Origin of the sequence: Aeromonas sp. 603607, from assembly GCF_049171595.1 — a bacterium.
Lineage (GTDB): Bacteria > Pseudomonadota > Gammaproteobacteria > Enterobacterales > Aeromonadaceae > Aeromonas > Aeromonas veronii.
Map to the genome: position 1 here is coordinate 42,701 of NZ_JAAKOV010000004.1, position 25,142 is coordinate 67,842.

The 25,142-nt window shown below is 59.4% G+C and carries 23 protein-coding genes; 16 read left to right on the plus strand and 7 right to left on the minus strand.

What is annotated here, in order from left to right:
- The first annotated feature begins 80 nt into the window (after positions 1 to 80).
- The 4 genes from G5315_RS05695 (at position 81) to melR (ending at position 4,978) form a co-directional block, all read left to right on the plus strand.
- The gene (locus tag G5315_RS05695) at positions 81 to 1,103 is read left to right on the plus strand and encodes a LacI family DNA-binding transcriptional regulator (protein WP_421332686.1); all 1,023 of its coding nucleotides are present in this window, start codon (positions 81 to 83) and stop codon (positions 1,101 to 1,103) included.
- A 114-nt stretch (positions 1,104 to 1,217) separates the two neighbouring features.
- Positions 1,218 to 2,681, plus strand: a complete 1,464-nt coding sequence (gene nhaC, locus G5315_RS05700; RefSeq protein ID WP_421332687.1) for a Na+/H+ antiporter NhaC — start codon at positions 1,218 to 1,220, stop codon at positions 2,679 to 2,681.
- 1 nt (position 2,682) lies between these two features.
- Positions 2,683 to 3,864 carry a MalY/PatB family protein gene (locus tag G5315_RS05705; RefSeq protein WP_421172684.1) on the plus strand — a complete coding sequence of 394 codons (1,182 nt, stop codon included), beginning with the start codon at positions 2,683 to 2,685 and terminating at the stop codon, positions 3,862 to 3,864.
- Positions 3,865 to 4,057: 193 nt separating this feature from the next.
- The gene (gene melR, locus G5315_RS05710) at positions 4,058 to 4,978 is read left to right on the plus strand and encodes a transcriptional regulator MelR (RefSeq protein WP_421172683.1); all 921 of its coding nucleotides are present in this window, start codon (positions 4,058 to 4,060) and stop codon (positions 4,976 to 4,978) included.
- A gap of 51 nt (positions 4,979 to 5,029) precedes the next feature.
- On the opposite strand, the gene G5315_RS05715 is transcribed toward melR, so the two are convergent.
- From G5315_RS05715 to G5315_RS05735, 5 genes are all read right to left on the minus strand, one after another.
- Positions 5,030 to 6,616, minus strand: a complete 1,587-nt coding sequence (locus G5315_RS05715; RefSeq protein WP_421332689.1) for a hypothetical protein — start codon at positions 6,614 to 6,616, stop codon at positions 5,030 to 5,032.
- 58 nt (positions 6,617 to 6,674) lie between these two features.
- Complete coding sequence (melB, locus tag G5315_RS05720; RefSeq protein WP_216952768.1) at positions 6,675 to 8,075, minus strand: melibiose:sodium transporter MelB; 1,401 nt, start codon at positions 8,073 to 8,075, stop codon at positions 6,675 to 6,677.
- Between the two features lie 44 nt (positions 8,076 to 8,119).
- Positions 8,120 to 9,472, minus strand: coding sequence for an alpha-glucosidase/alpha-galactosidase (locus G5315_RS05725; protein ID WP_421172679.1), 1,353 nt, complete (start codon positions 9,470 to 9,472; stop codon positions 8,120 to 8,122).
- A 202-nt stretch (positions 9,473 to 9,674) separates the two neighbouring features.
- Entirely contained in the window at positions 9,675 to 10,184 is a 510-nt protein-coding gene (locus tag G5315_RS05730; protein WP_421332690.1) for a GNAT family N-acetyltransferase, read from the minus strand.
- A gap of 130 nt (positions 10,185 to 10,314) precedes the next feature.
- Positions 10,315 to 11,136, minus strand: a complete 822-nt coding sequence (locus G5315_RS05735; protein WP_201937502.1) for an HDOD domain-containing protein — start codon at positions 11,134 to 11,136, stop codon at positions 10,315 to 10,317.
- Between the two features lie 169 nt (positions 11,137 to 11,305).
- On the opposite strand from G5315_RS05735, the gene G5315_RS05740 reads away from it, so the two are divergent.
- The gene (locus tag G5315_RS05740) at positions 11,306 to 11,569 is read left to right on the plus strand and encodes a hypothetical protein (protein WP_042658108.1); all 264 of its coding nucleotides are present in this window, start codon (positions 11,306 to 11,308) and stop codon (positions 11,567 to 11,569) included.
- A 100-nt stretch (positions 11,570 to 11,669) separates the two neighbouring features.
- Here the strand turns inward: G5315_RS05740 and G5315_RS05745 are convergent, their stop codons facing one another.
- Entirely contained in the window at positions 11,670 to 11,816 is a 147-nt protein-coding gene (locus G5315_RS05745; protein WP_302055900.1) for a hypothetical protein, read from the minus strand.
- Between the two features lie 290 nt (positions 11,817 to 12,106).
- On the opposite strand from G5315_RS05745, the gene G5315_RS05750 reads away from it, so the two are divergent.
- From G5315_RS05750 to G5315_RS05770, 5 genes are read left to right on the plus strand one after another with little or no spacing between them, the layout of a single operon-like run.
- Positions 12,107 to 13,327 (plus strand): PAS domain-containing protein, encoded by a 1,221-nt coding sequence (locus G5315_RS05750; protein ID WP_216952764.1) that lies wholly within the window; start codon positions 12,107 to 12,109, stop codon positions 13,325 to 13,327.
- 15 nt (positions 13,328 to 13,342) lie between these two features.
- Positions 13,343 to 13,714: an anti-anti-sigma factor gene (locus G5315_RS05755; RefSeq protein WP_216954502.1), complete on the plus strand. Its 372-nt coding sequence runs from the start codon at positions 13,343 to 13,345 to the stop codon at positions 13,712 to 13,714.
- A gap of 6 nt (positions 13,715 to 13,720) precedes the next feature.
- On the plus strand, positions 13,721 to 14,785 hold the full coding sequence (locus tag G5315_RS05760; RefSeq protein ID WP_216952763.1) for an ATP-binding SpoIIE family protein phosphatase: 1,065 nt from the start codon (positions 13,721 to 13,723) through the stop codon (positions 14,783 to 14,785).
- A complete protein-coding gene (locus G5315_RS05765; protein ID WP_421205585.1) occupies positions 14,786 to 17,452 on the plus strand; it encodes a response regulator in 2,667 nt (888 codons plus the stop codon).
- Positions 17,391 to 18,593: an HD-GYP domain-containing protein gene (locus G5315_RS05770; RefSeq protein ID WP_216952761.1), complete on the plus strand. Its 1,203-nt coding sequence runs from the start codon at positions 17,391 to 17,393 to the stop codon at positions 18,591 to 18,593. Before G5315_RS05765 ends, G5315_RS05770 begins: the two co-directional genes overlap by 62 nt.
- On the opposite strand, the gene G5315_RS05775 is transcribed toward G5315_RS05770, so the two are convergent.
- Positions 18,590 to 19,270 carry an adenine nucleotide alpha hydrolase gene (locus G5315_RS05775; protein WP_216954501.1) on the minus strand — a complete coding sequence of 227 codons (681 nt, stop codon included), beginning with the start codon at positions 19,268 to 19,270 and terminating at the stop codon, positions 18,590 to 18,592. The two genes, G5315_RS05770 and G5315_RS05775, sit on opposite strands and share 4 nt — an antisense overlap.
- A gap of 166 nt (positions 19,271 to 19,436) precedes the next feature.
- On the opposite strand from G5315_RS05775, the gene G5315_RS05780 reads away from it, so the two are divergent.
- The 6 genes from G5315_RS05780 to murP all read left to right on the plus strand — a co-directional run bounded on the left by G5315_RS05780 (position 19,437) and on the right by murP (position 25,081).
- Positions 19,437 to 20,756, plus strand: coding sequence for an MFS transporter (locus G5315_RS05780; protein WP_421332691.1), 1,320 nt, complete (start codon positions 19,437 to 19,439; stop codon positions 20,754 to 20,756).
- 144 nt (positions 20,757 to 20,900) lie between these two features.
- Positions 20,901 to 21,623 (plus strand): MarC family NAAT transporter, encoded by a 723-nt coding sequence (locus G5315_RS05785; RefSeq protein ID WP_421332692.1) that lies wholly within the window; start codon positions 20,901 to 20,903, stop codon positions 21,621 to 21,623.
- Between the two features lie 159 nt (positions 21,624 to 21,782).
- On the plus strand, positions 21,783 to 21,986 hold the full coding sequence (locus G5315_RS05790; protein WP_216952760.1) for a hypothetical protein: 204 nt from the start codon (positions 21,783 to 21,785) through the stop codon (positions 21,984 to 21,986).
- Positions 21,987 to 22,167: 181 nt separating this feature from the next.
- Positions 22,168 to 22,371, plus strand: a complete 204-nt coding sequence (locus G5315_RS05795; protein WP_041209699.1) for a hypothetical protein — start codon at positions 22,168 to 22,170, stop codon at positions 22,369 to 22,371.
- A 262-nt stretch (positions 22,372 to 22,633) separates the two neighbouring features.
- Positions 22,634 to 23,530 carry an N-acetylmuramic acid 6-phosphate etherase gene (gene murQ, locus G5315_RS05800; protein ID WP_421332694.1) on the plus strand — a complete coding sequence of 299 codons (897 nt, stop codon included), beginning with the start codon at positions 22,634 to 22,636 and terminating at the stop codon, positions 23,528 to 23,530.
- Positions 23,531 to 23,626: 96 nt separating this feature from the next.
- Positions 23,627 to 25,081: a PTS N-acetylmuramic acid transporter subunit IIBC gene (gene murP, locus G5315_RS05805; protein WP_041234056.1), complete on the plus strand. Its 1,455-nt coding sequence runs from the start codon at positions 23,627 to 23,629 to the stop codon at positions 25,079 to 25,081.
- Positions 25,082 to 25,142 lie beyond the last annotated feature (61 nt).

Below are 25,142 nucleotides of genomic sequence, written 5' to 3' on the forward strand. Positions count from 1 at the left end.
GAACCGCAAGAGGTAGCTGACATACCGAGTTGTCGTTATAAGAGAGCCCCTTATCTCCGGAGTATGAACAAGGCAATCAGATGGCCACCATCAGACAGGTCGCAACCCTCGCCAAGGTCTCGACGGCAACCGTCTCAAGAGTGATCAATAACTCTGCCCATGTTGAACCGGCGACCAGGGAACGGGTAGAGAAAGCAATGCGTGTGCTCGACTATCGACGCGACATGGCGGCAGTGGCTCTGGCAAAACGCAGCGGCAATATGCTCGGCCTGTTGACCGGCAATCTGGCCGATCCCTTCTTTGCCAGACTGGCCCGCGGAGTAGAAGCCATCAGCCGGCAGCACGGCTTTCGGTTGATGGTCTGTAGCGGGTCCCATCAAAGCGAGCAGGAGCAGTATGGGCTCGAGTTTCTGATCAATCAGGGCTGCGAAGCCATCGTTGCCCATACCACTCGCCTCTCTGACGAACTGCTGCTCCGTTACGCCTCACACATGCCAGCACTCATTCCCATCAATCGCTATCTGCCCGAGCTGGCTCACCGCAGTGTCTGGCTGGACAACCGGGCAGGCACCCGAGCCGCCGTCGACCATCTGGTGGCTCAAGGTCATCGCCGGATCGGCTTCATCACCTGTGATTTGCCCATCGCCGATCGGCAGCTCCGCCTGGAGGGATATGAGCAAGGAATGGCTCACTATCATCTGGCACTCAAACCACAGTGGGTTATCAGCCAGCCCTTTACCGAGGAGGGGGGCGAACAGGCGGCGGCGCGCTTGCTTGCTGAGTGCCCCGAGGTAACCGCCGTGCTCACTTTCAACGATGTGATGGCGGCAGGCATGATGTCGCACCTGAGAAAATGCGGGCGACGGATCCCTGAAGACCTGTCGATTATCGGGTTCGATGACATCATGCTGGCCCGCTACCTCTACCCGACACTGACCACTCTGCACTACCCCATTGAGACCATGGCCAAACGGGCTGCCGAGCTGGCCATCACCCGACTGCAACAGCAGGACCCGGGCCCGGAGATCCATGAGTTCACCCCTGCACTGGTCATTCGCGAGTCGGTTATGCCCCTGACGCAACCTCCTCTTCTGCGACCATGATCACGTTCCAGAACACCATGTAACCGGTTACATGGCTGGCGTGCAAGGCTCACATTTCCACCAGGCTGCTCGCCCCACAATGGCGCCATGTTCTGAAGCGATGGATCAACTGTGATGAAACAAGAGAGAAAGACCCTGACCCTGGGGCTTGCCACATTACCCATTCTGGTGATGCTGGGGCTCCTGATCGTTGGCTATGTTCTGATGGGATTGCGCATTGAGCCACTGCTCCTGCTGTCCGCCATCTTCACAGCACTGCTCGCCTGCTGGCAGGGATATAGCTGGGACGAGATCATCCAGTCCATCGTCCAGAAGCTGGCCAAGGCGATGCCGGTCATTCTGATCCTGGTCTGTGTGGGTGGATTGATTGGCAGCTGGATGTTCAGCGGCACCATCCCTTACATGGTCTATTGGGGGCTCAAGCTGATCAGCCCGCAATACATTCTCATTGCGGCCTTCTTCATCACCAGTCTGGTCTCGGTCTGTACCGGTACCTCCTGGGGCTCAGCAGGCACCGTCGGGGTAGCCCTGATGGGGGTTGCGCACGGTCTGGATGTTTCGCTGGCAGCGGCAGCCGGGGCCGTGGTGTCAGGCGCCTATTTCGGCGACAAGATCTCTCCTCTCTCCGATTCGACCAACTTCGCCGCCATTGTGGCCGATACCACCCTCTACGCCCATATCCAGCACCTGCTCTGGACCACGCTGCCCAGCTTCCTGCTGGCTGCCGGCGTCTTCTTCGTCGCCGGTTTTTCAGTCATCGGTGAAGAGGTGGCCACACCGGAGAAGGTCATCACCATCCTGTCCACACTGGAGCAGCTCTACCACTTCAATCCTCTCCTGCTGCTGCCCCCGCTGATTGTGCTGTGGGGGGCGATCGCCAAGAAGCCCACTATTCCCTTGATGCTGCTGGCCAGCGCCATCGCCATTATCCTCGGGATTACGTTGCAGGGATTGCCGCTACAGTCCGGTTTCAATGCCCTGATCGACGGCTTCAACCTCACCATGTTCACCCCGCTGGGTCATGACGTCAGCCAGCTGCTCCCCGATATCCCCCGCCTACTCAATCGCGGTGGCATGTTCTCGATGATGAGCACCATTCTGCTGGTCTTCTGCGCCTTCTCCTTTGCCGGTGTACTGACCCTGACGGGGGCGCTCGACCTCATCATCAATCGCCTGCTGACCCTTATTCACTCCACTGGCCAATTGATCGCCTCGACCATTGCCACCACCCTGCTGGTCACCGGTGCCACCAGTGACGGCAAGCTGGCCCTGCTCATCCCGGGCGAGCTGTTTCAGGACGCCTACCGTCGCATGGGGCTGGATACCAAGAACCTCTCCCGCACCATAGAGGATGCGGGCACCGTGATTGAGCCCCTGATCCCCTGGACGGCTGCTGGTGTCTATATGGCGGGCACCCTTGGCATCCCGACGCTCGATTACCTCCCCTGGGCCATCCAGTGCTATGCAGCCCTTTTCTTTGCCCTGGGCTACGGCTTTACCGGTATTGGCATCGCCCATGCAGACCGGAAAGAGGTGACAGGGGAGCCGCGGACCATGACAGTGGCGGAGGAGCGATAAGATGCCGGAGCACAACTTTGACCAAGTGATTGATCGCCACAATACCAACTCCATCAAGTGGGACTGTATGCCCCAGTACCTTGGCATCGACGGCAGCGATCTGCTACCCATGTGGGTATCCGATTTCGACTTTGCCTGTCCACCAACCGTGCAGCAGGCACTGCAACGGCGGGTCGCCCACGGCGTATTCGGATACAGCGAGCGACGGGATGACTACTTCAGCGCCATACAACAATGGTTTGCCCGGCGCCATCAGATCACCATAGAACGGGAGTGGATCCACTCCGTCGAGGGGGTGATCCCCGGCATCTCGCTGCTACTGCAAATGCTGACACAACCCGGAGAAGGGATTGTTGTCCAGGGCCCCTGTTATGGTTCCTTTGCCAAGATCATCGCGCTGAACGAGCGACGACTGCTAGATAACCCGTTGCTGCGAAAAGGGAATCGCTACGAGATGGATCTGCCGCAGCTGGCACGTCTCTTCATGGTGGAGCGCCCCGCCATGATGATCCTCTGCAATCCCCACAACCCGACCGGCAGGAGCTGGACGTTCACCGAGCTCTATGAACTGGCGACCCTGTGCCAGCAGCACGGCGTGACGCTGGTATCAGACGAGATCTGGGCCGATCTGCAACTGGCTGGCCATCGGCACACCTCGGTGCTATCCCTGCCGCCCCATTTGCTGCCCAACATGGTGGTGGCGACCTCTGCCAGCAAGAGCTTCGGTCTCTCCTCGCTGCGCATCTCCAACTTCATCATCCCGGATCCTGCGCTGCGCCAGCGCTTCAAACAGCGTCTCGATGCCCATGGTCTGGATGTATTCAATGCGCTCTCCATGGAGGCTGCCACTGCGGCCTATCAGCACGGCGAGGCATGGCTAAACGGGCTGCTCGCCTATCTGACAGATAATCGCCACTGGTTTGCCGAGCAGCTGGCAACCCGGTTGCCCCGTCTGCAACTGATGGAGGCCGATGCCACCTATCTGGCCTGGATCGATTGCCGCCAACTGGAGCTGGATGACGATGAGCTGAAACAGCGGCTTATCGAAGAGGCGAGAGTTGTCCCGTCGATGGGGATCGGCTTTGGCAAAGGGGGGCAGGGCTTTATTCGCCTCAATCTGGGCTGCCCGCGCAGCTATCTGGAACAAGCACTCACCGGACTGGAGCGGCTGGTGTCCAGATGACATCGCAGAGCAGGGGACAACAGGGGTAGAGCATGCAACTCCGCTGTCTCCTGCATACCCCAACTGTGAGTTCACCGGCAGTTTCCTGCTCTGGTGCACCACAAGATGCAATAACGGAACGACCGCCACAGGCAGAGACTCGGAATGGTGATACAAACAGGGTCTCTTCAATCCACCTGATAACGATGCCTGCATGATGACGAAGCTTGAACGCCCCTACTTTTCCAGCGTGCACGAGACCGATGAGGGGCTAAGCAGCCCCCTCTCGCTCTACTCCGTTTATGAGGCGATCGATGTGGAACTGCGGGCTCCCCACGAGATGGCCGGTTACCACTGGCATGGCCAGGTGGAAGTCAACATCCCGTTCGATGGTGATGTGGAGTACACCATGAATGGCCAATCCTTCACTCTGGCGGCAGGCCATGCAGGCTTGTTCTGGGCGGCCATCCCCCATCAGTTGACCCGTATCGGCCACTGCTCGCAGATGGGCCTCATCAATATACCGATCCATCTGTTTCTCTCCTGGCCCATCAATCGGGAGCTGCTGAATCAGGTCACCCATGGCGGCGTACTGCAGTCGCGATCAGCCATGCTGGTGAGCGAGTTTGAACTGACCCGCTGGGTCACGGAGAGCCGGATGGATGACCCTGGCCGTCAGCAACTGGTTGCCGACGAGATCTGCCTGATGTTGCGGCGCCTAGGGCTGGATGGCTGGAGCCGCCTGCTCGCCAACCACAGCAATCAGGGGACGACGACGGGTGCCTCAAAACACTCCCAGTTCCATGTGCAGCAGATGCTCGAATACATTGCCGCCCACCATGATGCCCCGCTCACCACCAGGGAGCTGGCCGATCATGTTGGGTTGCACCCCAACTACGCCATGGGGCTGTTTCAGAAGGTGATGCAGATGAGCATCAAGCAGTACGTCACCGCGATGCGGATCAACCATGCCAGAGCCCTGCTCAGCGATACCGACCGCACCATCCTCGATGTCGCACTGACGGCAGGTTTCAACTCCAGCAGCCGCTTCTATGAGACCTTCCAGCGTTATCTGGGGCTGACACCGAGTCGCTACCGCCAACTGAGTCGGGAACGGGCCAACTCTTCGCAGTAAATTCCCAAATAAAAAAGGGGCTCACGCCCCCCTGACTCAATCTCTCACCGCTTAGCGGGACGGTACCGATACATTCACTCGTCCACCCGGCGGCACAGTCACCTCGACCGCACTCACAGTGACTCCGTTGAGGCGCTGCATACGCGCCTTGCGCAGCTTGCCATCCACCAGCAGGAATCCGTGGTTGCCCGGGAAGCGGGCCTCCCAGAACAGCGCGCGCGGCCCCGTGTTGCCCAACTTGCTGGCGGTAACGCCCTCATGGCGCAGTGACAACCGGTGGGCCCCGACCGGCAGTTGCTCGATGGCTACCCAGTCGATGAAAGCGGGCAATCGGGACAGGGTTGCCACCCGGTGCGCGGCCGCATCCGGCTCAACCCCCATCATCCCCTCCACGGTCTGCGACACCAGCGTAAAGGAGATCTCCGGATAGTCGCCATTGGTGCCCTGACTAGGCCGCTCATGGGGGAGATTTCGCTTGGCCAGAATGTAGCGCATCCAGCGCCACGCCTCCTCGTTGCGCTGATAAGGGAAATAGGTATCCGGCAGATAGGTGTAGGCCTCGATGTTGGCGGGTGCCTGTGGTGTCGAGCCGATCCCCTCGCCCACCATCTCGCTGATAAAGTCGAGATAGCGGTCATTGCGCGGCCCCGGCTCTGATAGCCGCTTCATCGGAATAAACCAGCTGTTCTCCTTGCCAAAATCGTTGCGCTTGCTGAGATTGCTGTCGAGGATGCGGGCATAGTGGCCCTCCTCATCCCCGGCAACCCGGCTCCACTCCTCGTTGAAGTAGCGCTTCAGCTGCACCGCCTTGCGCTGCCAGACTTGCGCCGCCCGCTTTTCACCGCGAGCCTGCAGCATGGCGGCATAAGCCAGCGTCGCCTGATACTGGGAGCCGATGGCATCGGCTGCCTCTATCGGGTGCTCACCCCGCTCGTTGTAGGTGCAGGATCCCTGGAAAATACCTCCCTTGCCCTCGGCGATCCCGTTGGGGTGCTGCTCATCATGCAGCGCGATGAAGTCGGTCAGCACCTTGCCGTAAAAGGACCACAGCTCGGGATCCTCGATATAGCGGCGATCGCCGCTCCAGAGGTAGGCGTGGTAAGCCTTCTCCACCAACTCGAACTGGGCGGGCACCTCGCGCACGAACCAGCTGTCGTCCTTGTAGTCGATGGTGTGGGGAGAGCCATCAAAGTTGAAGGCCCAGAGGGTATACCACTTGCGCGCGTCGGTGGCATTGCGAGCAAACACCTTGAACATCGAAAAGTTCTCGGCGCGCCAGCCAGCAATCTCGGCACCGGCAACCTGATGGGCAAAGTCGCGTCCGTAAAAGGCCGTGCGATCGTAATAGCCGGCCCAGTAGGAGGGGATGTAGTCATGCAGGCCGGTGCCATCCCCCTCCGGGTGGTACTCGTCCTTGTTGGTGACGCCACGCTGGCCGGTCATGATGAACTGCGCCGTTTTGGCGGCCGCCCAGTTGAATCCTTCCGCCAGTTCGGTGCTGGAAGAGCTGAGATGCACGGCCGGTTGCGATGCTGCCTCCACTCCGGCGGCGACCGCCGGCTGCGCACAGAGGGTAGCGATGCCTGCCGCCATCATGGCGCATGAGAGACGGGCCCGGCGACTCATTGGATATCCCATGTTCAACTCCTTTGATGATGAACGCCGACCCCAAGGTCGGCGTTATAGGTGAAAGAGATCAGCTGGCCGCCGCCTGCGCCTGCTTGGCCTCGATACTTTCGGATTCATATTTGCACATCAGATGATCTACCACCTTGCTCTGGTAGTGGCCGTTGAGCTTGTAGAAGCGGAAGTAAACAAACAGGGTCAGGGCAAAGAAGATGGCCGGCAGCACCACCATGATGGCCTGCATGCCGAAGAGGGTTTCGGCACTCTGCACCGCATTGGGGACATAACCGACCAGAGTCAACATGACACCGATGAAGAAGCCGGCGAAGGCCGAGCCAGCCTTGACCACCATGGTCTGCACCGAGTAAGCGATGCTCTCGTTGCGGGTGCCAAGCTTGTACTCGCCATAGTCGACCGTGTCGGCGACCATGATCACCTGTAGCACCCAGAACAGGGCGGTACCTATGTGGAGCAGGATGCCGGAGAGGATGATCAGCGCGACATTCTGGGGAGCAATGAAACCGATATACATCAGCATCAGGCAGCTCGTTATGGGGCAGAGTGAGGCCAACGCCCAGAGCACCCGCCGCGAGATGAAGCGGGCCAGCCGCGGGAAGATCATCAGGGTGATCAGGTTGGCGATGCCCCCGTACATCATGAAGCTGGGAAAGAGGGACTCCTGACCAATCACATAGGTAAAGTAGTAGATGGCGAAGGCGGTGATGGTGTTGTTCGCCACGTTGTAGCAGAGCGCCATAAACAGCACGCTGGTGAGCTGATCGTTGCGGAAAATAAGCTTGACCGAATCCATGATGGTGGTGCGCTGCTGACTGACAGTGGGGGTCGCGGCCGAGCTGTAGCGCTCCTTCACATTGCGCAGGGTGACCAGGGTCGAGACAAGAAAGAAGGCGACCAGGATGAAGGTGAACATCAGAAAACCGTGGGCCTTGTCCCCCTGGCCAAAATAGTCCACTACCTTGAGGCCGATGGCACCGGTAATAAGCCAGGAGAGACTGGCAAAGAAGCGGGGATAGGGAACCAGTGCCTCGCGCTCGTGCTTGTCGATGGTCAACGTTGGCACCAGCGACCAGAAGGGTATATCCATCAGGGTATAGGTCATGCCCCACAGGATGTAGGTGATGGCCACATAGACGAGCAGGGCCGTCCCTTCGAAATAGTGGGCACTGAACACCATCACCAGGGCGATGGAGTTGACCACTGTACCTATCAGTATCCAGGGTTTGAACTTGCCCCAACGGCTGCGGGTATTGTCGACAATCCACCCCATGATGGGGTCATTGACCGCATCCCAAATCCTGGCAATCAGAAAGATGGTGCCGACGAAGGCAGCCGACACCCCCACCACATCCGTGTAATAGAACATCAGGTACATGTAGACGATGCCGATGGCAAAATCCTTGCCGAAGGCCCCGAAGCCATAGCTCAACTTGGTTTTCAGCGAGACGCTCATGGTTTATCTCCTTGGGGGTTAAGCCCCCCGCAGGGGGCTCTTGCTCAGCCGTGAATCCACTCCGGCAACCAGCCGCGGTGGGCTTCAATCAGTTCGTCGATCAGGGCGTAGATCTCGTCCATGCCAAGCACTGCCGCCGTGTGGGGATCGAGCAGGGCTGCATGGTAGATGCTTTCCCGCTTGCGCTCGGTGATCGCCTCGGTGACCAGCGCCTGCACGTTGATGTTGGTGCTCATCAGGGCGGCCAGATGGGTTGGCAGCCGACCGATGGCGGTGGGCTGAATGCCGTTGGCATCCACCAGACAGGGCACCTCCACGCAGCAGCCATCCGGCAGGTTGGTAATGAGGCCGTCGTTTCTGACGTTGCCATAAATGACGCTGGGCTCACCGCTCCAGAGGGAGTTGATGATGACGCTCGCATACTCGTTCGATTCGGGCACCTCGACCCGTTCGGCCTGACGATAGGCAGTGAGGTCATCCTGCCAGCGGGCAATCTGCTCGACGCAGCGCTTGGGATACTCGTCGAGCGGCACCTTGTAGCGCTCGATGAGATCGGGGCGTCCCGGCTTGATGAAGTAGGGGGTGTACTCGGCAAAGTGCTCGGAAGATTCGGTAACAAAGTAGCCAAACTTCTTGAACAGCTCGTAGCGCACCAGATTCTGGCAACGCTGGTTGTGGTGCAGGCCGGGTTTGGGGGCAGTCCCCGCTTCATAGGCAGCCAGCAGCTCGGGATAGAGATTGACGAATTCGCCGCTCTCCAGCTGATGCTCAAGGGTCAAATAGAAGGCCATGTGGTTGATACCGGCACAGCGATAACGCAAGGTCGCCGGATCGATGCCGAGATCACGGGCCAACTCGTGCGCCGTTCCCTGCACCGAGTGGCACAGTCCCACCTGCTTGATATGAGGGAACTGTTGATACATGGCCCAGGTGTTCATCGCCATCGGGTTGACGTAGTTGAGCATGGTGGCGTCGGGGCACACCTCGCTCATTACCTCGCACACCCGCCAAAGATTAGGGATGGTGCGCAGTGCCCGCATGATGCCGCCGGGCCCAAGCGTATCGGCAATGGTCTGTTCGAGACCGTGGCGTTTGCACACCTCGAAATCGGTCACGGTACAGGGCTCGTAACCGCCGATCTGGAAAGCAACGATGACAAAGTTGGCCCCTGCCAGCGCAGGTTTCAGCTCGGTATGGCAACTGAGCAGCCCCTTGGCACCGCTGGAATCCATCAGCTTGCGCACCACAATCTGGGACTCTTCCAGCCGCTGTGGATCTATGTCCATCAGGGAGATGTTGGCATTTTTCAGGGCCGGTTTGTGAAACACATCCCCCAGGATGTTCTTCACAAAGATGGTAGAGCCTGCGCCGATAAAGGTGATATTGGGAGTTCTCATGTCCATTGCTCCAATGACGGTGAAACCAGTGTGCCTACTATGCAGGGCTGGTCCCGTCAGGTGCGTCTCGCTTACGGAACAGAGACTCCCAAAAACTCATTTTTGATGGGCTGGCTGACAAGATCTTAGGAAACGGGACACTTGTTCCCGAAAGTGGGACTCCCCTCTCCTGGCATCGACCGGCTCGCAGACAGCCGGAACGTTACTCCGTTACCCCGGATTCGAGCAGCAGGCACTCATCGGCATCTTCGCTCAATTTGACCAGTCGACTGTGCACCAGCCCCAGCTTGGCCAGCAGGCCGATGGATCGCTCGTTGCCCGGAGTGACGATGGCAACTACCTGCCCGATCCCCAACCGGCTTTTGCCATCGGCAAGGGCGGCCTGCGCCGCTTCAATGGCGTAGCCCTGACCGCGATATTGCGGCAGGAAGGCGTAACCGATATCGACCTGCTCCAGGGTATCGCGCTTGATCAGACCGCATATACCGAGGCTGGCACCGTCCTCTTTGCGCTCCACCAGATAGAGCCCGTGACCATAGCGGGCATAGCTGACTGCCGGCCCCTGCTGGATATACTCCTGCGCCTGTTCGAGGGTGCGAATGCCCCGATCACCGATGTAGCGATAGAAGTCACCGTCATTGAGCAGCTCAAGGATGAAGGGGGCGTCGGTGGCGATCATTTCGCGCAGGATCAGGCGGGAGGATGCAATCATGGCAAGGGCTCTCAAACGGAAAGTGAAGGGCAAAGAGTGCCCCGTCACTCCCGGGCTGGCAAGCCTGTGGCACCATCACTCATACAAAAGGGGCCGCAGTGCGACCCCTGACGAGATGGGAGAAACGGGCTCAGGCGGCCAGCAGTCCGGCATAGCCGTTGCCCTGCTCGCGCAGCGCAGTGAACTGGGCAGCGCAATCGGCCCAGCTCAGCCCCAACGCATCTGCCACCTTGTGGGGCCACTCAGGGGGCGCCTCTTCCCCCACATCGGACTGGGCCGCCAGCACAATGGCCAGATGGATCAACCCGGCCTCGGCGGAAAATACCTTGGCCAGCATGGGATTGTAGTGATACTCCACCGCATTGCTGATGGTATCGGGAAACTTCCAGTAACGAGCCATGGCCGCCCCGACCTGGGCATAGTTGAAGCCAACCACCAGCTCTTCTGCCTTGGCCCGCCCCTTGTGCAGCTCCAGATCGTGAATGTGGTGGACAGTGTTTTCAGGCAGCCCCACGTGCATCACCAGCCGGCCAAGATCGTGCAGCAGAGCGCAGGTAAAAACCTCATCTCCCTTCATCCCTTTCTTCACCGCCAGACGGCGGGCCAGTTCAGCCACGTTGAAGACGCAGCCCCAGAAATGTTTGAGATCAATGCCGGGCACGGCCTTGACCGATTCGGTGAGCCCGCAGGCCAGCACCATGTTGCGCACCATCGCCAGTCCAAGCCGCACCGCGGCTTCATTGACGGTGCCGATCTGACGACTGCTGCCGAATTTGGCCGAGTTGGCCAGCCGCAGCAACTTGGCGGAGATGACAGGGTCCTTGTTGATCAACTTGCTGATCTTCAGCAGATCCGGATCCTTTTCATTGAAGGTCTGGATCAAATCGCGCATCACTTCCGGGATCTGGGGCAGTAGCTTGGGCTCAGCCAGCAGGGAATCTATCGTGGGCATAGGCGTGTCCATCCATGTTATCTGTGTTCCAACCTGTTTGCCTTGGCAAACTCTTCCTAATTATGGGTAACAAATGGCCTCCTCATCGGATTGTTTATTCGCTGGCCATTCAAGGTGTTAGTCACATTCAGGCTATACTGGCCGCCACATTCACTGTTGCGGATATCCCATGAACGACACTCAGGAATTTTTTGACGAAGAGACGCTGCTGGAGATGGTGGAGAACCAGCTCAACGATGGTCACCCTCCCCATGTGAAGGCGACCCTGATGCGGCTGGTGATGAAGGGCACCCCGCGGGAAGAGGCGTTGCAATATATCGCCTGCGCCCTAGGGGCCGAGCTGATGGCGATGGAGGCCGATCAGGGCCCCTTCAATCTGACCCGCTACGGCGAATTCCTCGACAGCCTGCCCGAGATGCCGTGGGCTGACTGATAACCGGAGCTGACCAAGGCGCTACGCCTTTGCATGACTCCTTAAAAACAGAAGGGCGGGCGCCAATGGCCCCGCCCTTGTTGTATGGATCCGCTCCGGATCAGAACTGGGAGTTGATGACCACCTCTTCCCCCAGCGCCCCTGCCAACGGCAGTGGTCGATAGCTGGAGTTGGCGGCCCGCAGCAGCCGAATGCCGCGAATGCCGACCTCCTGCGCCGCCTTGATATCACCGTAGAAGAGCGTCATCGGCTTATCCTTGAGCCACTGCACCTTGGTGTTCTGCCCCGCTGGCCACCGGCGAAGATCACCGGATTGAGCTGGTCGGCCGGAATATTCATGGTCTGCTGCAGGATCTGGCTCACGGTCTCGGTCTTGGTGGCTAGCCCCCCATTTTATCCGCCCGGGATAAGCCTCCACCAACCAGGATATGACAAGCCTCTTTTGACCCTAGATATCGGCTGGAAGAGCCAGAGTGGGCTATAACTGCTTAACACCCGCTATTGATATCAAAATCAACGACTCTCTCTGGAGATGCCATGGACGCGCACACTTCCTCTTCCAATACCACAGGTTCGGCCCCTTCCACTCATCATGCCGGGATAGACACCCTCGATCAGGTGCTGGTACGGCTCGAACTCTCGCCAGAGGGGCAGATCCTTGATGCCAACCCGCGATTTCTGAGCCTCATGGGCTACACGCTAGATGAGCTCTCCGGCAAGCACTACGGCATGCTGCTCTCCCCGGACCAGGTGCAATCCGCCACACATGACACCTTTCAGGCCGCACTGCGCAGCGGCTCCTCGCAGGAGGACGAGCTTCACCTGCTGGACAAGCCGGGACGGGATGTCTGGATCCGTGGAGCCTGCAGCCCGGTTCTGGATGACAATGGACAACTATCTCGTATGACTCTGTACGCCATGGATCTGACCGGGCAGAAGCAGCTCACGGCCAGCTTCGAGGGCCAGCTCAATGCGCTGAGCCGGGTCATGGGCAAGGTCGAGTTTTCGCTGGAGGGCACCATACTGGATGCCAATCCACGCTTTCTCGACATAGTGGGTTACCAGCTGGAAGAGCTGAAAGGGCAACACCACAGGCTGCTGGTTGACCCAGACTACGCCCAGTCGGCGGATTACCTCGCCTTCTGGGACACGCTGCGCCGGGGCGAGTTTCTGGCTGGCGAATTCTGCCGCCTGAACAAGCAGGGACAGGAGGTATGGATCCAGGGCTCCTACAACCCCGTGCTGGATCTGAACGGCAAGCCCAGTAAAATCGTCAAGTTTGCCACCGACATCACGGCGCAGGTGGAGCAGCACCGCCAGCTCAAACAGGCGATGGTGGAAGCGGAAGAGGCCGCCAGAGTGCGCGAGGAGCTGCACAAGTCTCTGCAAGAGATGTCGACCCCTGTCACCCCTATCTGGGACGGGATCCTGCTGCTGCCACTGGTTGGGATCATCGACTCCATGCGCACTGCCGACGTGATGAACAAGTCGCTCACCAAGATTGCCGAAACCCGCGCCCGGGTCTTTGTGCTGGATATTGCCGGAGTCGCCACCGTGGACACTGGCGTCGCCAACCAGCTGATCAAGATCACCAAGGCGACCCAGTTTATGGGCTGTGAAGCCATCATCTCGGGAGTCTCCCCCGCCATTGCCCGTACCATGGTGGAGCTGGGGGTGTCGGTCGGTGACGTCCGTACCACGGCGACCCTAAGAGACGCCTTCGAAATAGCGCTCAAACGGGTTGGCTCAGCCCTCTAGGTCGCGGCAATGACCATGCAGCTCAACAACGATCTTGGCATCGCCGATATGGCCGACTGCATAGTAGTCAGCATGCGCCCCGATCTCGGAGACGACGGCATGCAGATGCTGATGCAGGCCCTCTCCCAGCGACTGGTACACGGGCGTCACCATGCAGTCTTGCTCGACTTCTCCGGCGTCATGCTACTGGATCACCATGAATTCAGACAGGTTTGCAAACTTGCCGAGGTGTGCCGTCTGTTGGGTGCCACCTGCCTGCTGGTAGGGCTCAATGCCGGGATCGCCGCATTTCTGGCGCTAGCCGAGGCACAGCCCGGGCCACTGCGCTGCTTCATCGACATGGACGACGCTTTTGCCCATGTCAGCCGCCTCCAGGGCGAGGAGTAAACCGCCATGATACAAGAGCATGCGACCCGGGAGGCCAGCTATCCGCTACGCCACGATATCGATCTGCACCTGGCTGTGATGTCGGTTCGTCGGCTCCCATTTATCGCCAACCTATCCGACGTGGATCGCGCCATGCTCTCCACCGTGGTCTCCGAACTTGGCAGCAATATCCTGAAATACGCCGGGCAGGGGGAGATCACCCTGATGCTCCATCACCCGAAGGGGAGATCCTGCATCGACATCATCGCCCGTGACAAAGGGCCCGGCATATCGGATGTCTATCAGGCCCTGCAGGATCACTACAGCACTTCCGGCACCCTGGGACTGGGACTGCCCGGCGTGCGGCGCATGATGTCAGAGCTCACCATCAGCACACCGCCGGAAGGGGGCACCCTGGTGCAGGCGCGCAAATGGCTGGGTTCTGTACCCTCGGTCCCACGTCTCATCACGCCCACCCAACAATGGGGGCAGGCAGGTCTGACACTGGTCTGGGCTAGCGAAAACAGACCCTGTTATCCGGAAAAGGTCTCCGGCGATCTGGTCTTTATCCGGCCCACATCCGACGGCGTCTTGCTGGTACTGATCGATGTCAGCGGCCACGGCTCCTCGGCCAACAAGCTGGCACTGATACTGCAAGAGGCGCTGCAAAACACCCCTGAACAGGAGCCGGCACCTCTGCTGCAGCTGTTGCACCAACACTGCATCGGTACCCGGGGAGCGGCCGCTGGCATAGCCCTGGTCAACAGTGAACGGGGTGAACTGAGCTACGCCGGCATCGGCAACACCCGCATCTGTCTGCGCGGCCATGACCTCTGGCGCGGTATCTCCCGTGATGGGGTGCTGGGGGAGCGCTTCCCCACCCCCTTGCTGCAACGGCAGCCCATCAAGCCGGGGGATGTGCTGATGCTCTATTCGGATGGCATCAGCGAGTCACTCAACCTGCGTGACGGCGCACTGGATCTGGGGGCTGATCCCGTCATTCTGGCCCGTCAAGTCATAGACCATAGTGGGCGCAGCACCGACGATGCGAGCTGTATTGTGCTGCGGGTACAACCAGAGAAGGAGCGCTAGATGCGGCAGCTGATCGGTGATATCAGACTCTCTGGCCCGACGGCAGCCCTCACCGCCAGACGCAAGGTGATCCAGGTGCTCACCTGCATCGACAAGAGCCCCACCTTCGTGGCGCCGCTGGCGGGTACCACCTCGGAGCTGGTGCGCCAGCTGACGGCAACCATCGACTCACTGCAACTCCAGCTTTGGCTGGAGAGCAATACGCGGGAGCTGTGGGTCTCCCTCTCGGCCGACGAGCCACTGCAGCACAACGCACCCGGTGCAACCCATGGCAGCATCCGGCTGGTTCCTCATGCTGACACCGCCATCGCTCTGGTATGCCACCTGCCACACTGGCCCGATGACGCTCTGCTGTTGCAGATGCAGCAGCAGTTCGCTGAACCGACCCGGGATGAGCTGTTCGCCGTGATGCAGACCAAGAATCAGGAGCTGGAGCAGGCCTATGAGCTGGCAGAAAGCGCAACCCGGGCCAAAAGCGATTTTCTCGCCAACATGAGCCATGAAATCCGCACCCCGATGAACGCCATTCTGGGTATGGCCCACCTCGCCCTGCAAACACGCCTCGACTCGCAGCAGGCTGATTATCTGGGCAAGATCCAGCGCTCGGCCCATCACCTGCTCGGCATCATCAACGATATCCTCGACTTCTCCAAGATCGAGGCGGGCAAGCTGGATCTGGAGCAGATCGAGTTCGATCTCGACCATGTGCTGGAAAATCTGGCAACCCTGGTGGGCGAGAAGGCCGAAGCCAAAGGCATAGAACTGCTGTTCGAGGTCGATCACCAGCTAGACACCCTGCTCTATGGCGATCCCCTGCGGCTCGGCCAGATCCTGATCAACTACGCCAACAACGCAGTCAAATTCACCGAGCAGGGGGAGATACTAGTCAAGGTCACTTGTCTGGAGAAACGACCGCAAGAGGTGCTGTTGCACTGCTCGGTGCAGGACACGGGGATCGGCATGAGCCAGGAGCAGCAGCAACGGCTGTTCCAGTCTTTCCAGCAGGCGGACAGCTCCACCACCCGCAAATACGGCGGCACCGGCCTCGGGCTCGCCATCTCCCGCGAACTGGCGGCACTGATGGGAGGGGAGGTCGGCGTGCAGAGCGAACCGGGCAAGGGAAGCACTTTCTGGTTTACTGCCCGACTCGGCCGCGGCAGATACCGCTCACGCTATCTGCCAAGTCTGGATCTGCGTGGCCGCCGCATACTGGTGGTCGACGACAGTGCCAGCGCCCGCACCATACTGGCTGCCCTGCTGCGCAGCATGAGTTTCGTGGTCGACACCGCCGAATCGGGTCAGCAAGGGCTGCAGATGATCGCCTGTGCCGAGCAGGAAGGTAACGCCTACGAGGTGGTGCTGCTGGATTGGCACATGCCCGGGCTGGATGGCATAGAGACGGGGCGCCGCCTCATCGCCCGCGGCCTTGGCAAGCGGCTTTATCGGGTCATGGTGACAGGTTATGGGCGGGAAGAGATTTTTCGCGAAGCAGAGGCCGCCGGCTTTGATAGGGTGCTGGTCAAACCAGTCTGTGCCTCTGTGTTGTTTGATACCATCATTGGGCTGTTCGGCCAGCAAACCACGGCGACTGCCTTGAAGCCCACCCAGCCTACCCACAACTATCGCTTCGAGGGACTCCGTATACTGCTGGCAGAAGACAACGAGCTGAATCAGCAGGTGGCCATGGAACTGCTGCGAGCGGCGGGCATCGACGTCAGCATTGCTGCCAATGGTGCCATTGCTCTGGAAATGGCTGCGCAACAACCATACGACCTGATCCTGATGGACATGCAGATGCCGGTGATGGATGGACTGACTGCCACTCGTCAGTTGCGCCAGCAAGAGAGCGAAGGGCACCACACTCCGATCCTCGCCATGACGGCCAATGTCATGGCCGGTGACCGGGAACGCTGTCTGGCGGCCGGTATGGATGACCACATCGCCAAGCCCATCGACCCCGACAAGCTTTATGCCGCACTGCAGTGCTGGGCCCCTGCCTTCAGCGTTGAAACCGATGCAATACCCAAGAGCGCACCTTCACCACAGCACCAGCCATTGCAGCCTCAGTTAAGAGCGCTCGGACTCAATGCCGAAGCCGCCCTGCAACGGCTGATGTACAACTGGGGGTGGTATCAGGATCTGCTGCAACGATTTGCCCAACAGGGCACCCGGCCCATGCAGAGCCTGATCGCCGCCCTGCAGAAGAACGACCGGGAGGAGGCCCATCGTCAGGCCCATACCCTCAAGGGGATTACCGCCACTCTGGGCGCCGAACCACTGCGGGGTATCTCGGCCAGGCTGGAGAGTGCACTCTCCCGGGGGGATGACACCACCAGCCTGCTTCCACTGGCGGAACAGGGGCTGCAGATGCAGCAGCAACTGAGCGATGGCCTACAGGCCCTGCTACCCACCCAGACCACAGCCGACCTGCCGGAGCAAGAACAAGTCGACCTGGCGCCCCTGCTGGCGCAGCTGATCCGGCTGCTGGCGGAAGATGATGCCGGAGCTCTGACCCTGTTCCAGCAGCATCAGCAGCAGCTGACGAGAGTGCTGGGAGAGACGGCATCCAGGATAGCTGACGCCATTACCGGCTTCCGTTTTACGGATGCACTTGCACATCTGCAACGAGTCCGGGCCCTCAGGCCCGATCTGTTCAACCAAGAGTGAGGGCACCACCATGCTCAACCTGCTGGATCCCGATACCAAGCCCACCCTGCTGGTGGTCGATGACACCCCTGAAAACCTCTCATTGCTCAGCGCCTTGCTCAGCCCACAATACCGGGTCAAGGTCGCCATCAGTGGCCAGCGGGCACTGGAGATACTGTCATCAGACTCCCGGGTAGATTTGATCCTGCTTGATGTCGTGATGCCCGGGATGGATGGTTATCAGGTGATGCAGGCACTGCAGGAGATGCCGCAGGCACGGCATATTCCGGTGATTTTTCTGACTGCCAAGGTAGAGGAGAGCGCCGAGGCACATGGACTGGCTCTCGGCGCCGTGGACTATATTCACAAGCCGATCTCCCCCGCCATCGTGCTGGCCCGCGTCAGAAACCACCTTGAGCTGAAGGCGGCACGGGATCTGCTACATGACCAAAATGCCTATCTGGAGCAGGAGGTGGAACGACGCACCCGAGAAAACGAGCTGATCCAGAACATCACCATCCACTCCCTCGCCTCTCTGGCCGAAACCCGGGACAACGAGACCGGCAACCACATTCTGCGCACCCAGCATTATGTGAAGCTATTGGCGGAAACTCTCTGCGAGCACCCTCGCTTTCGTGCCGAGCTGACCCCCAAGACAATAGAGCTGCTGTTCAAGTCGGCCCCCCTGCACGATATCGGCAAAGTCGGCGTACCGGACCGGATCCTGCTCAAACCTGGCAAACTCGATGAAGATGAGTTCGCCCAGATGAAACACCACTCCACCCTTGGCAAGGAGGCCATAGTCCACGCCGAGGAAGCGCTGGGGGTAGAGGTGGAATTTCTGAGACTGGCCAAGGAGATCGCCTGCTACCACCACGAGAAGTGGGATGGCACCGGCTACCCCTACGGTCTGATAGGAGATGAAATTCCCCTCTCGGCCCGACTGATGGCGCTGGCAGATGTGTACGATGCCTTGATCAGCAAGCGGTGTTACAAGGCAGCCATGACCCATGCAGAGGTGGTGCCCATTATTTTGGCGGGAAGGGGCAACCATTTTGATCCCGACATCACGGATGCCTTCGCTCACATCCACGTGCAGTTTCACGAGATCGCGCTGCGCTACAACGACGACAAGAGCGATCAGGAGGCCAAACTCGACTAGGTGCTGGAATCAGCAGGCAACAAGTCAGTGAAGATGAAACCATCGCGCTCCACCGTCTCCCCCGTGCAGATCGCCAGCGGGCGCAGAAACATGGGACCATCCCAGGCCAGAGTGTGAAACTCGCCGTTCTCGCCGCACGGATCGACCCCCGCCGGCAGCGCCGCCAGCAGTGCCTCGTCAAAATCGTGGCCACCCAGGCTGGCATCCAGCTTGTTCGGGTCGAGAGCACTGATCCGCGCCTTCAACCCAGCGGCCACCATCTGCGACGCCAGTTCACGGGTATTGCTGCCCCACAGCGGGAACAGTGGTTCGATGCCGGTGCCTGCCAGCTGCTTTTCACGGTAGGCGCGCACATCCTCAAGGAACAAGTCGCCAAAGGCCATATGGCGGATCCCCTGTGCCACCACATCGGCGATAAAGCCGGTCATGATGCGGGCGTAATCCTCGTTGCTGCAGGGCCAGGGCAGATCGATGGTGATGAGGGGCAGCCCGACGCAGGCGGCCTGTTCGGTCAACAGCTGCTTGCGCACCCCGTGCATCGCCACCCGCTCGAATGCCTGATTGAGGGTGGTAAACAGCCCCACCACCTCGATGGCGGGATCCTGCCGCAACTGATGCAGAGCCCATGCGCAATCCTTGCCGCTGCTCCAGGAGAGCAGTACCCGTTTCTTTTCCATCATTCCTCCGCCAGCGGGGCACTCGGATTGCCCCAAAAAGATGCAAGACAGTGTTGCGAATTGCGCGATTTACACACAAGAGGCAGGCAGCATACTCTCGATCACCTGTATATACCCCTTGTCCGGGGTGACAATAACTAAAAAAACCGATGGGAAACATACGGATATGACCACGACCACACAACAACACGATCACGCCCGCCCCCTCAATCGACAGGATTACAAAACTCTGAGTCTGGCTGCCCTCGGCGGCGCGCTGGAGTTTTACGACTTCATCATCTTCGTCTTCTTCGCCGTGGTCATCGGCGAGCTGTTCTTCCCGGCCGACATTCCCGAGTGGCTGCGCCAGTTCCAGACCTTCGGCATCTTCGCCGCCGGTTATCTGGCCCGCCCGCTTGGCGGCATCATCATGGCCCACTTTGGCGATCTCATCGGTCGCAAGCGGATGTTCACCCTCAGCATCATCATGATGGCGCTGCCGACCCTGTTGATCGGTCTGCTGCCCACCTATGCGGTGCTCGGCATCGGCGCCCCCATCGCCCTGCTGGGATTGCGGATCCTGCAAGGCGCCGCCATCGGCGGTGAAGTGCCGGGCGCCTGGGTATTTGTCGCCGAGCACGTTCCTGCCCGTCGGGTCGGGGTCGCCTGCGGCACGCTCACGGCGGGATTGACGGCCGGCATCCTGCTCGGCTCCCTCATCGCCACTGCGGTCAACAAGAGCCTGACCCCGGCCGAAGTGAGTGACTGGGGCTGGCGAGTTCCCTTCCTGCTGGGCGGTATCTTCGGCATCGTCGCCATGTACCTGCGTCGCTGGTTGCACGAGACCCCGGTTTTCGCCGAGATGAAGGCCAACAAGACCCTGGCTGACGAGCTGCCCCTCAAGTCGGTGCTGCGCAACCACAAGAGCAGCGTGGTGGTCTCCATGCTGCTCACCTGGCTGCTCTCCGCCGGTATCGTGGTGGTGATCCTGATGACCCCGACCTATCTGCAGAAGGTTTATGGCATCAGCCCGGCGGACGCCCTGACCGCCAACTCGCTGGCGATCATTGCCCTGACCCTCGGCTGCATCGTCTATGGCCGACTGATCGACCTGCTGGGCAGCGGTCTCACCTTCATGTTCGGCTCCCTGCTGCTGGCAGGCTCCAGCTACGCCTTCTATCACGGTCTGGCGGCCGGTACGAGCCAGCTGGTGCCGCTCTACATGCTGGCGGGCTTTGCGGTCGGGATTGTCGGCGCCGTGCCTTACGTGATGGTCAACGCCTTCCCGCCGGTGGTGCGCTTCTCAGGTCTGTCGCTCTCCTACAACGTGGCCTACGCCATCTTCGGCGGCCTCACCCCGATGGCGGTGACCCTCTGGATGAAGAGCGACATGCTGGCCCCCTCCCACTATGTGGTAAGCCTGTCGGTGCTGGGTTTCGCCATCGGCCTCTGGCTCTGGTTCCAGCAACGGGCCATCCGGCAACAGCAAGCGCCGCAAGCGGCCTGAACCGAACATCAAGCCCCGGTATCTGCCGGGGCTTTTTTGTACTGCTTATGTTCAGTTTCGCCAGCATAAGATAGCCTCCCTCTTGAGTCAGGTGACCACCTGGATCAAGGTATTCCCATTCATCCCTGCTATCCGAGGCTCAACATGTTCTTTCAGGTCGTATTTCTCGCTTTGCTGGCGTTGCTGCCCATGGTCAATCCGCCTACCACGGCCACCCTGCTGCTGGGGCTGAGCAAGGGGATGTCGCGCGAACATGTGCGACGTCAGGTCAATATGGCGGCCATCTATCTGTTCTGCACCCTCTGCATCACTTTCTTTATCGGATCCTCGATTCTGGATCTGTTCGGTATCTCCATTCCGGGTTTGCGCCTGGCCGGGGGGCTCATCATCGGCTTTATCGGCTTTCGCATGCTGTTCCCCGCCCCCAGCCAGCAGAGCGGGGTCGATATCAACCAGAGCATTGCCTTCGTACCACTCACCATGCCCAGCATGTGCGGGCCGGGCACCATGGCGCTGGTGATAAGCGGGGCAGCCCAGATTGCCGAGCTGCCTGACGAGTACAACCGCCTCACCATCTATGGCGCCATGGTCACTGCGTTTGCCCTGATGAGCCTGATCAGCTGGGGAGTATTGAAGCTGGCGGATCCGGTCTGCAAGATCCTTGGCGCCACCGGCATCGATGCCATGACACGCATCATGGGCTTCCTGCTGGTCTGCATGGGTATGCAGTTTTGCATCAACGGCATCAAGGAAGTGGCACAGGATCCGGTCTTCCACGGCGGCCAGGCCGTGCAAACCGCACCGGCGCTACCGCAGGCTTCCGGCACGTTTGATCAGTTGCCGCAAAAGCCCGCCATCTCTGATTGAAAACGGTATCAAAAAGTCCCTGACGATCTGCACTGATCTTGTTCCTGATCATGTTATTGACACAAAAATGGGTTAGTTTGTTTTTTATACAGACTTTATTCAGACGGACGCTGATAGGTTTGTTGATGAATACCCACTCAACTTCAGGAGAGTATGCAGATGGAGAAGATACTGACCGAAATAGGGAGCCATAGCCTGTTTCACGAGTACCTGAACGTGGTTGGGATTGCGAGCCCATCCCTCGCCAAGATTGAGCAACACTGGGAATATAAAAAGCGGGAGCAGCTGGTCGCCAAAATCCAGATCGACAAACAGGGCAATGCCCGTTACTTCATCGATGCTCGCGCAATATCCATCAACTGATACCGAATAACCAGCCAGCCCCGCTCCACCGAACGGGGCTTTTTGTTGTCTGCGATCCCGCACTCGCTGACCCGCATTATCTCTGCTGTTGCCAGAATCTCTGTTTGTTTTTTGTACAGCACTCATTCAGCTCGACATGGCTATCTTGTATCTGCCCCCCTTGTTCCAGAAGAGTGCCCATATGACCAAGATGCTGACCGAAATCGGCAGTCATAGCCTGTTTCACGAATACCTGAATGTGCTCGGCATAGCCAATCCAGCTCTTGCCAACATAGAACAACTGTGGGAACACAGGCAGCAAGAGAGGCTGCTCGCCAAAATCCAGATCGACAAACAGGGTAAAGCCCGTTACTTCATCGACGCCCGCGCCATCTCGGTCAATTAACACCGATGATTCTGCAAGCCCCGGCCTACTGACCGGGGCTTTTTGTTGCATGTCCATCAAGCAGGCTAGCCAATCCCCCTGTCACCCCCTCTTCTCTCTATGCTCCTCTGATGGAATTTTACCTCCTTTAAAAAGAAAATAATTGGAATAATTAATTATGCGACACCAGTCTCATAATAAAAATCAAAAATCGAGCATGATGACCCGCATCGAGAAGAATGATTTACGCCGGGAATGGCGACGACCTGAAGTAGAGGAAGCGATGACCATTGACCTATCAAGCATGATTACCGAAACCCGCAATCCAGCCAGCATCGAGATCGATCAGCTCCCGACGCTGGATATGCTGCGGATCATCAATCAAGAAGATCAACACGTTGCAGTGGCTGTAGGCCAACTGCTGCCCGAGATCGCCAAGACGGTCGATGCTATTGCAGCCGCATTTGGCAAAGGCGGCCGCCTGATCTACATCGGGGCTGGCACCTCCGGGCGCCTCGGCATCCTGGACGCCAGCGAATGCCCGCCCACCTACGGGGTCTCTGCCGAGCTGGTCATCGGCCTGATTGCCGGGGGCCACAAGGCCATACTGCAGGCGGTGGAGAATGCCGAAGACGATGCAGAACTCGGTGCCAACGATCTTAAAAATATCCACTTCAGTGCCCACGACGTGCTGGTGGGTATCGCAGCCAGCGGGCGAACCCCCTATGTGCTGGGCGCCATGCAATATGCCAGGAGCCTGGGTGCCACAGTGTGCAGCATCAGCTGCAACCCGGGCAGCCCGCTCGCCAAAGCGGCCGACATCAGCATGGTCGCCGTGGTCGGCCCCGAGATTGTGACCGGCTCCTCCCGCATGAAAGCGGGCACAGCCCAGAAGCTGATCCTCAATATGCTCTCGACCGGCGCCATGATCCGTACCGGCAAGGTCTACGGCAATCTGATGGTGGATGTGGAGGCGACCAACGCCAAACTGGTGGAGCGCCAGAAGCGCATCGTCATGGAAGCAACCGAATGTGATCGTGGCACGGCCGAGCAGGCTCTTGCTGCCGCAGATAACCATTGCAAGACCGCCATTGTGATGATCCTGGCCAATATCTCCGCCAGCGAAGCACGAGAGCGGCTGAAAAGCAGCGGCGGCTTTATCAGCAAATGCACAGATTAATCGGCCGACCGCACATTGGCCGCGCCAGCAATGGCGACAGGATAACAACATAAGCGGGGGCATCCGCCCCCTCACATCAGACTGACCGGGTTCTTTATGGCAAAAATAACTGATTCCATGATTGGCCAGATCATCCAGGCCATCGGCGGCCGGGATAACATCACCAACTGTGGCCACTGCATGACCCGCTTGCGGCTGAGCCTGGCGGACAGCCTGCATGCCGATCGCGATACCATCAAACGGATCGCCGGGGTGATGGGGGTGATTGAAAGCGACAACCAGTTCCAGATCGTGCTTGGTCCGGGCAAAGCCCAGACCGCCTGCGAAATGATGAACGGCATGCTGAGTGCGGACGCGGGCATCCTCACCGCCCCCCGCCCGCAATCAGCGGATCTTGTCGACATCGCCGCCGCCAACAAACAGGCGCTGAAGCAGAAACAGAGCAGTGCGGCGCACCGCTTCCTGGCCAAGTTTGCCACCATTTTCACACCGCTGATCCCCGGTTTTATCGCTGCGGGTCTGCTGCTCGGCTGCGCCACCCTGATCGAGCAAACCCTGCTGCTGGAAGGACAGCAGACAGGGGGCATGCTGGCCGAATTTGTCGGCTACATGAAGCTCTTCAGCAAGGGATTGTTCAGCTTCCTCAGCATACTGATCGGCTACAACGCCCAGAAGGCGTTTGGTGGCTCCGGCGTCAACGGTGCCATCATCGCCTCTCTGTTTGTCATGGGTTATGACCCTCAGGCCAGCAGCGGCATCTACTCCGGTATCACCGACTTCTTCGGCCATCAGATCGATCCCCGCGGCAACATCATCGGCGTGCTGATCGCCTGCATCATAGGCGCCTCAGTTGAGCGCCAGGTTCGCCGCTACATGCCGGACAGTCTGGATATGATCCTCACTTCCTGCATCACCCTGCTGATCATGGGAGCCGTCACCTTTATCCTGATCATGCCCCTCGGCGTGCAGCTCTATAACGGCATGTCCTGGCTCTTCATCAACCTCAATGGCAACCCGTTCGGTACCGCTATTCTGGCTGGCCTGTTCCTCATCTCGGTGATGTTCGGCATCCACCAGGGGTTCGTTCCCGTCTACTTTGCGCTGATGGATGCCCAGGGCTTCAACTCCCTGTTTCCTATCCTGGCGCTGGCCGGTGCCGGACAGGTAGGGGCTGCGCTGGCGCTCTACAGCCGGGCAGGCAAGGATTCCCTACTGCGCACTCAGGTGAAGGGCACCATCATTCCGGGCATTCTGGGGGTCGGTGAGCCGCTCATCTACGGCGTCACCCTGCCGCGGGTCAAACCCTTTATCACGGCCTGCTGCGGTGGTTCGCTGGGGGGCTTCGTGGTTGGCCTGATCTCCTGGCTGGGTCTGCCGGTCGGCCTCAACACCGTCTTTGGACCATCCGGTATCGTCGCCCTGCCGCTGATGACCTCCGCCCAGGGGATCTTCCCCGGCATGATGGTCTATGCGGTCGGCCTCGCCGTCGCCTACCTCGGCGGCTATCTCTTCACCCTGATGTTCGGCTGCAAGAACGTCGATCTGAGTTAATCCCTCCTCCGGATTTCTAGCCAAGGTCTGGCCCCGAGCAATCGGGGTCATGGCCAAACTC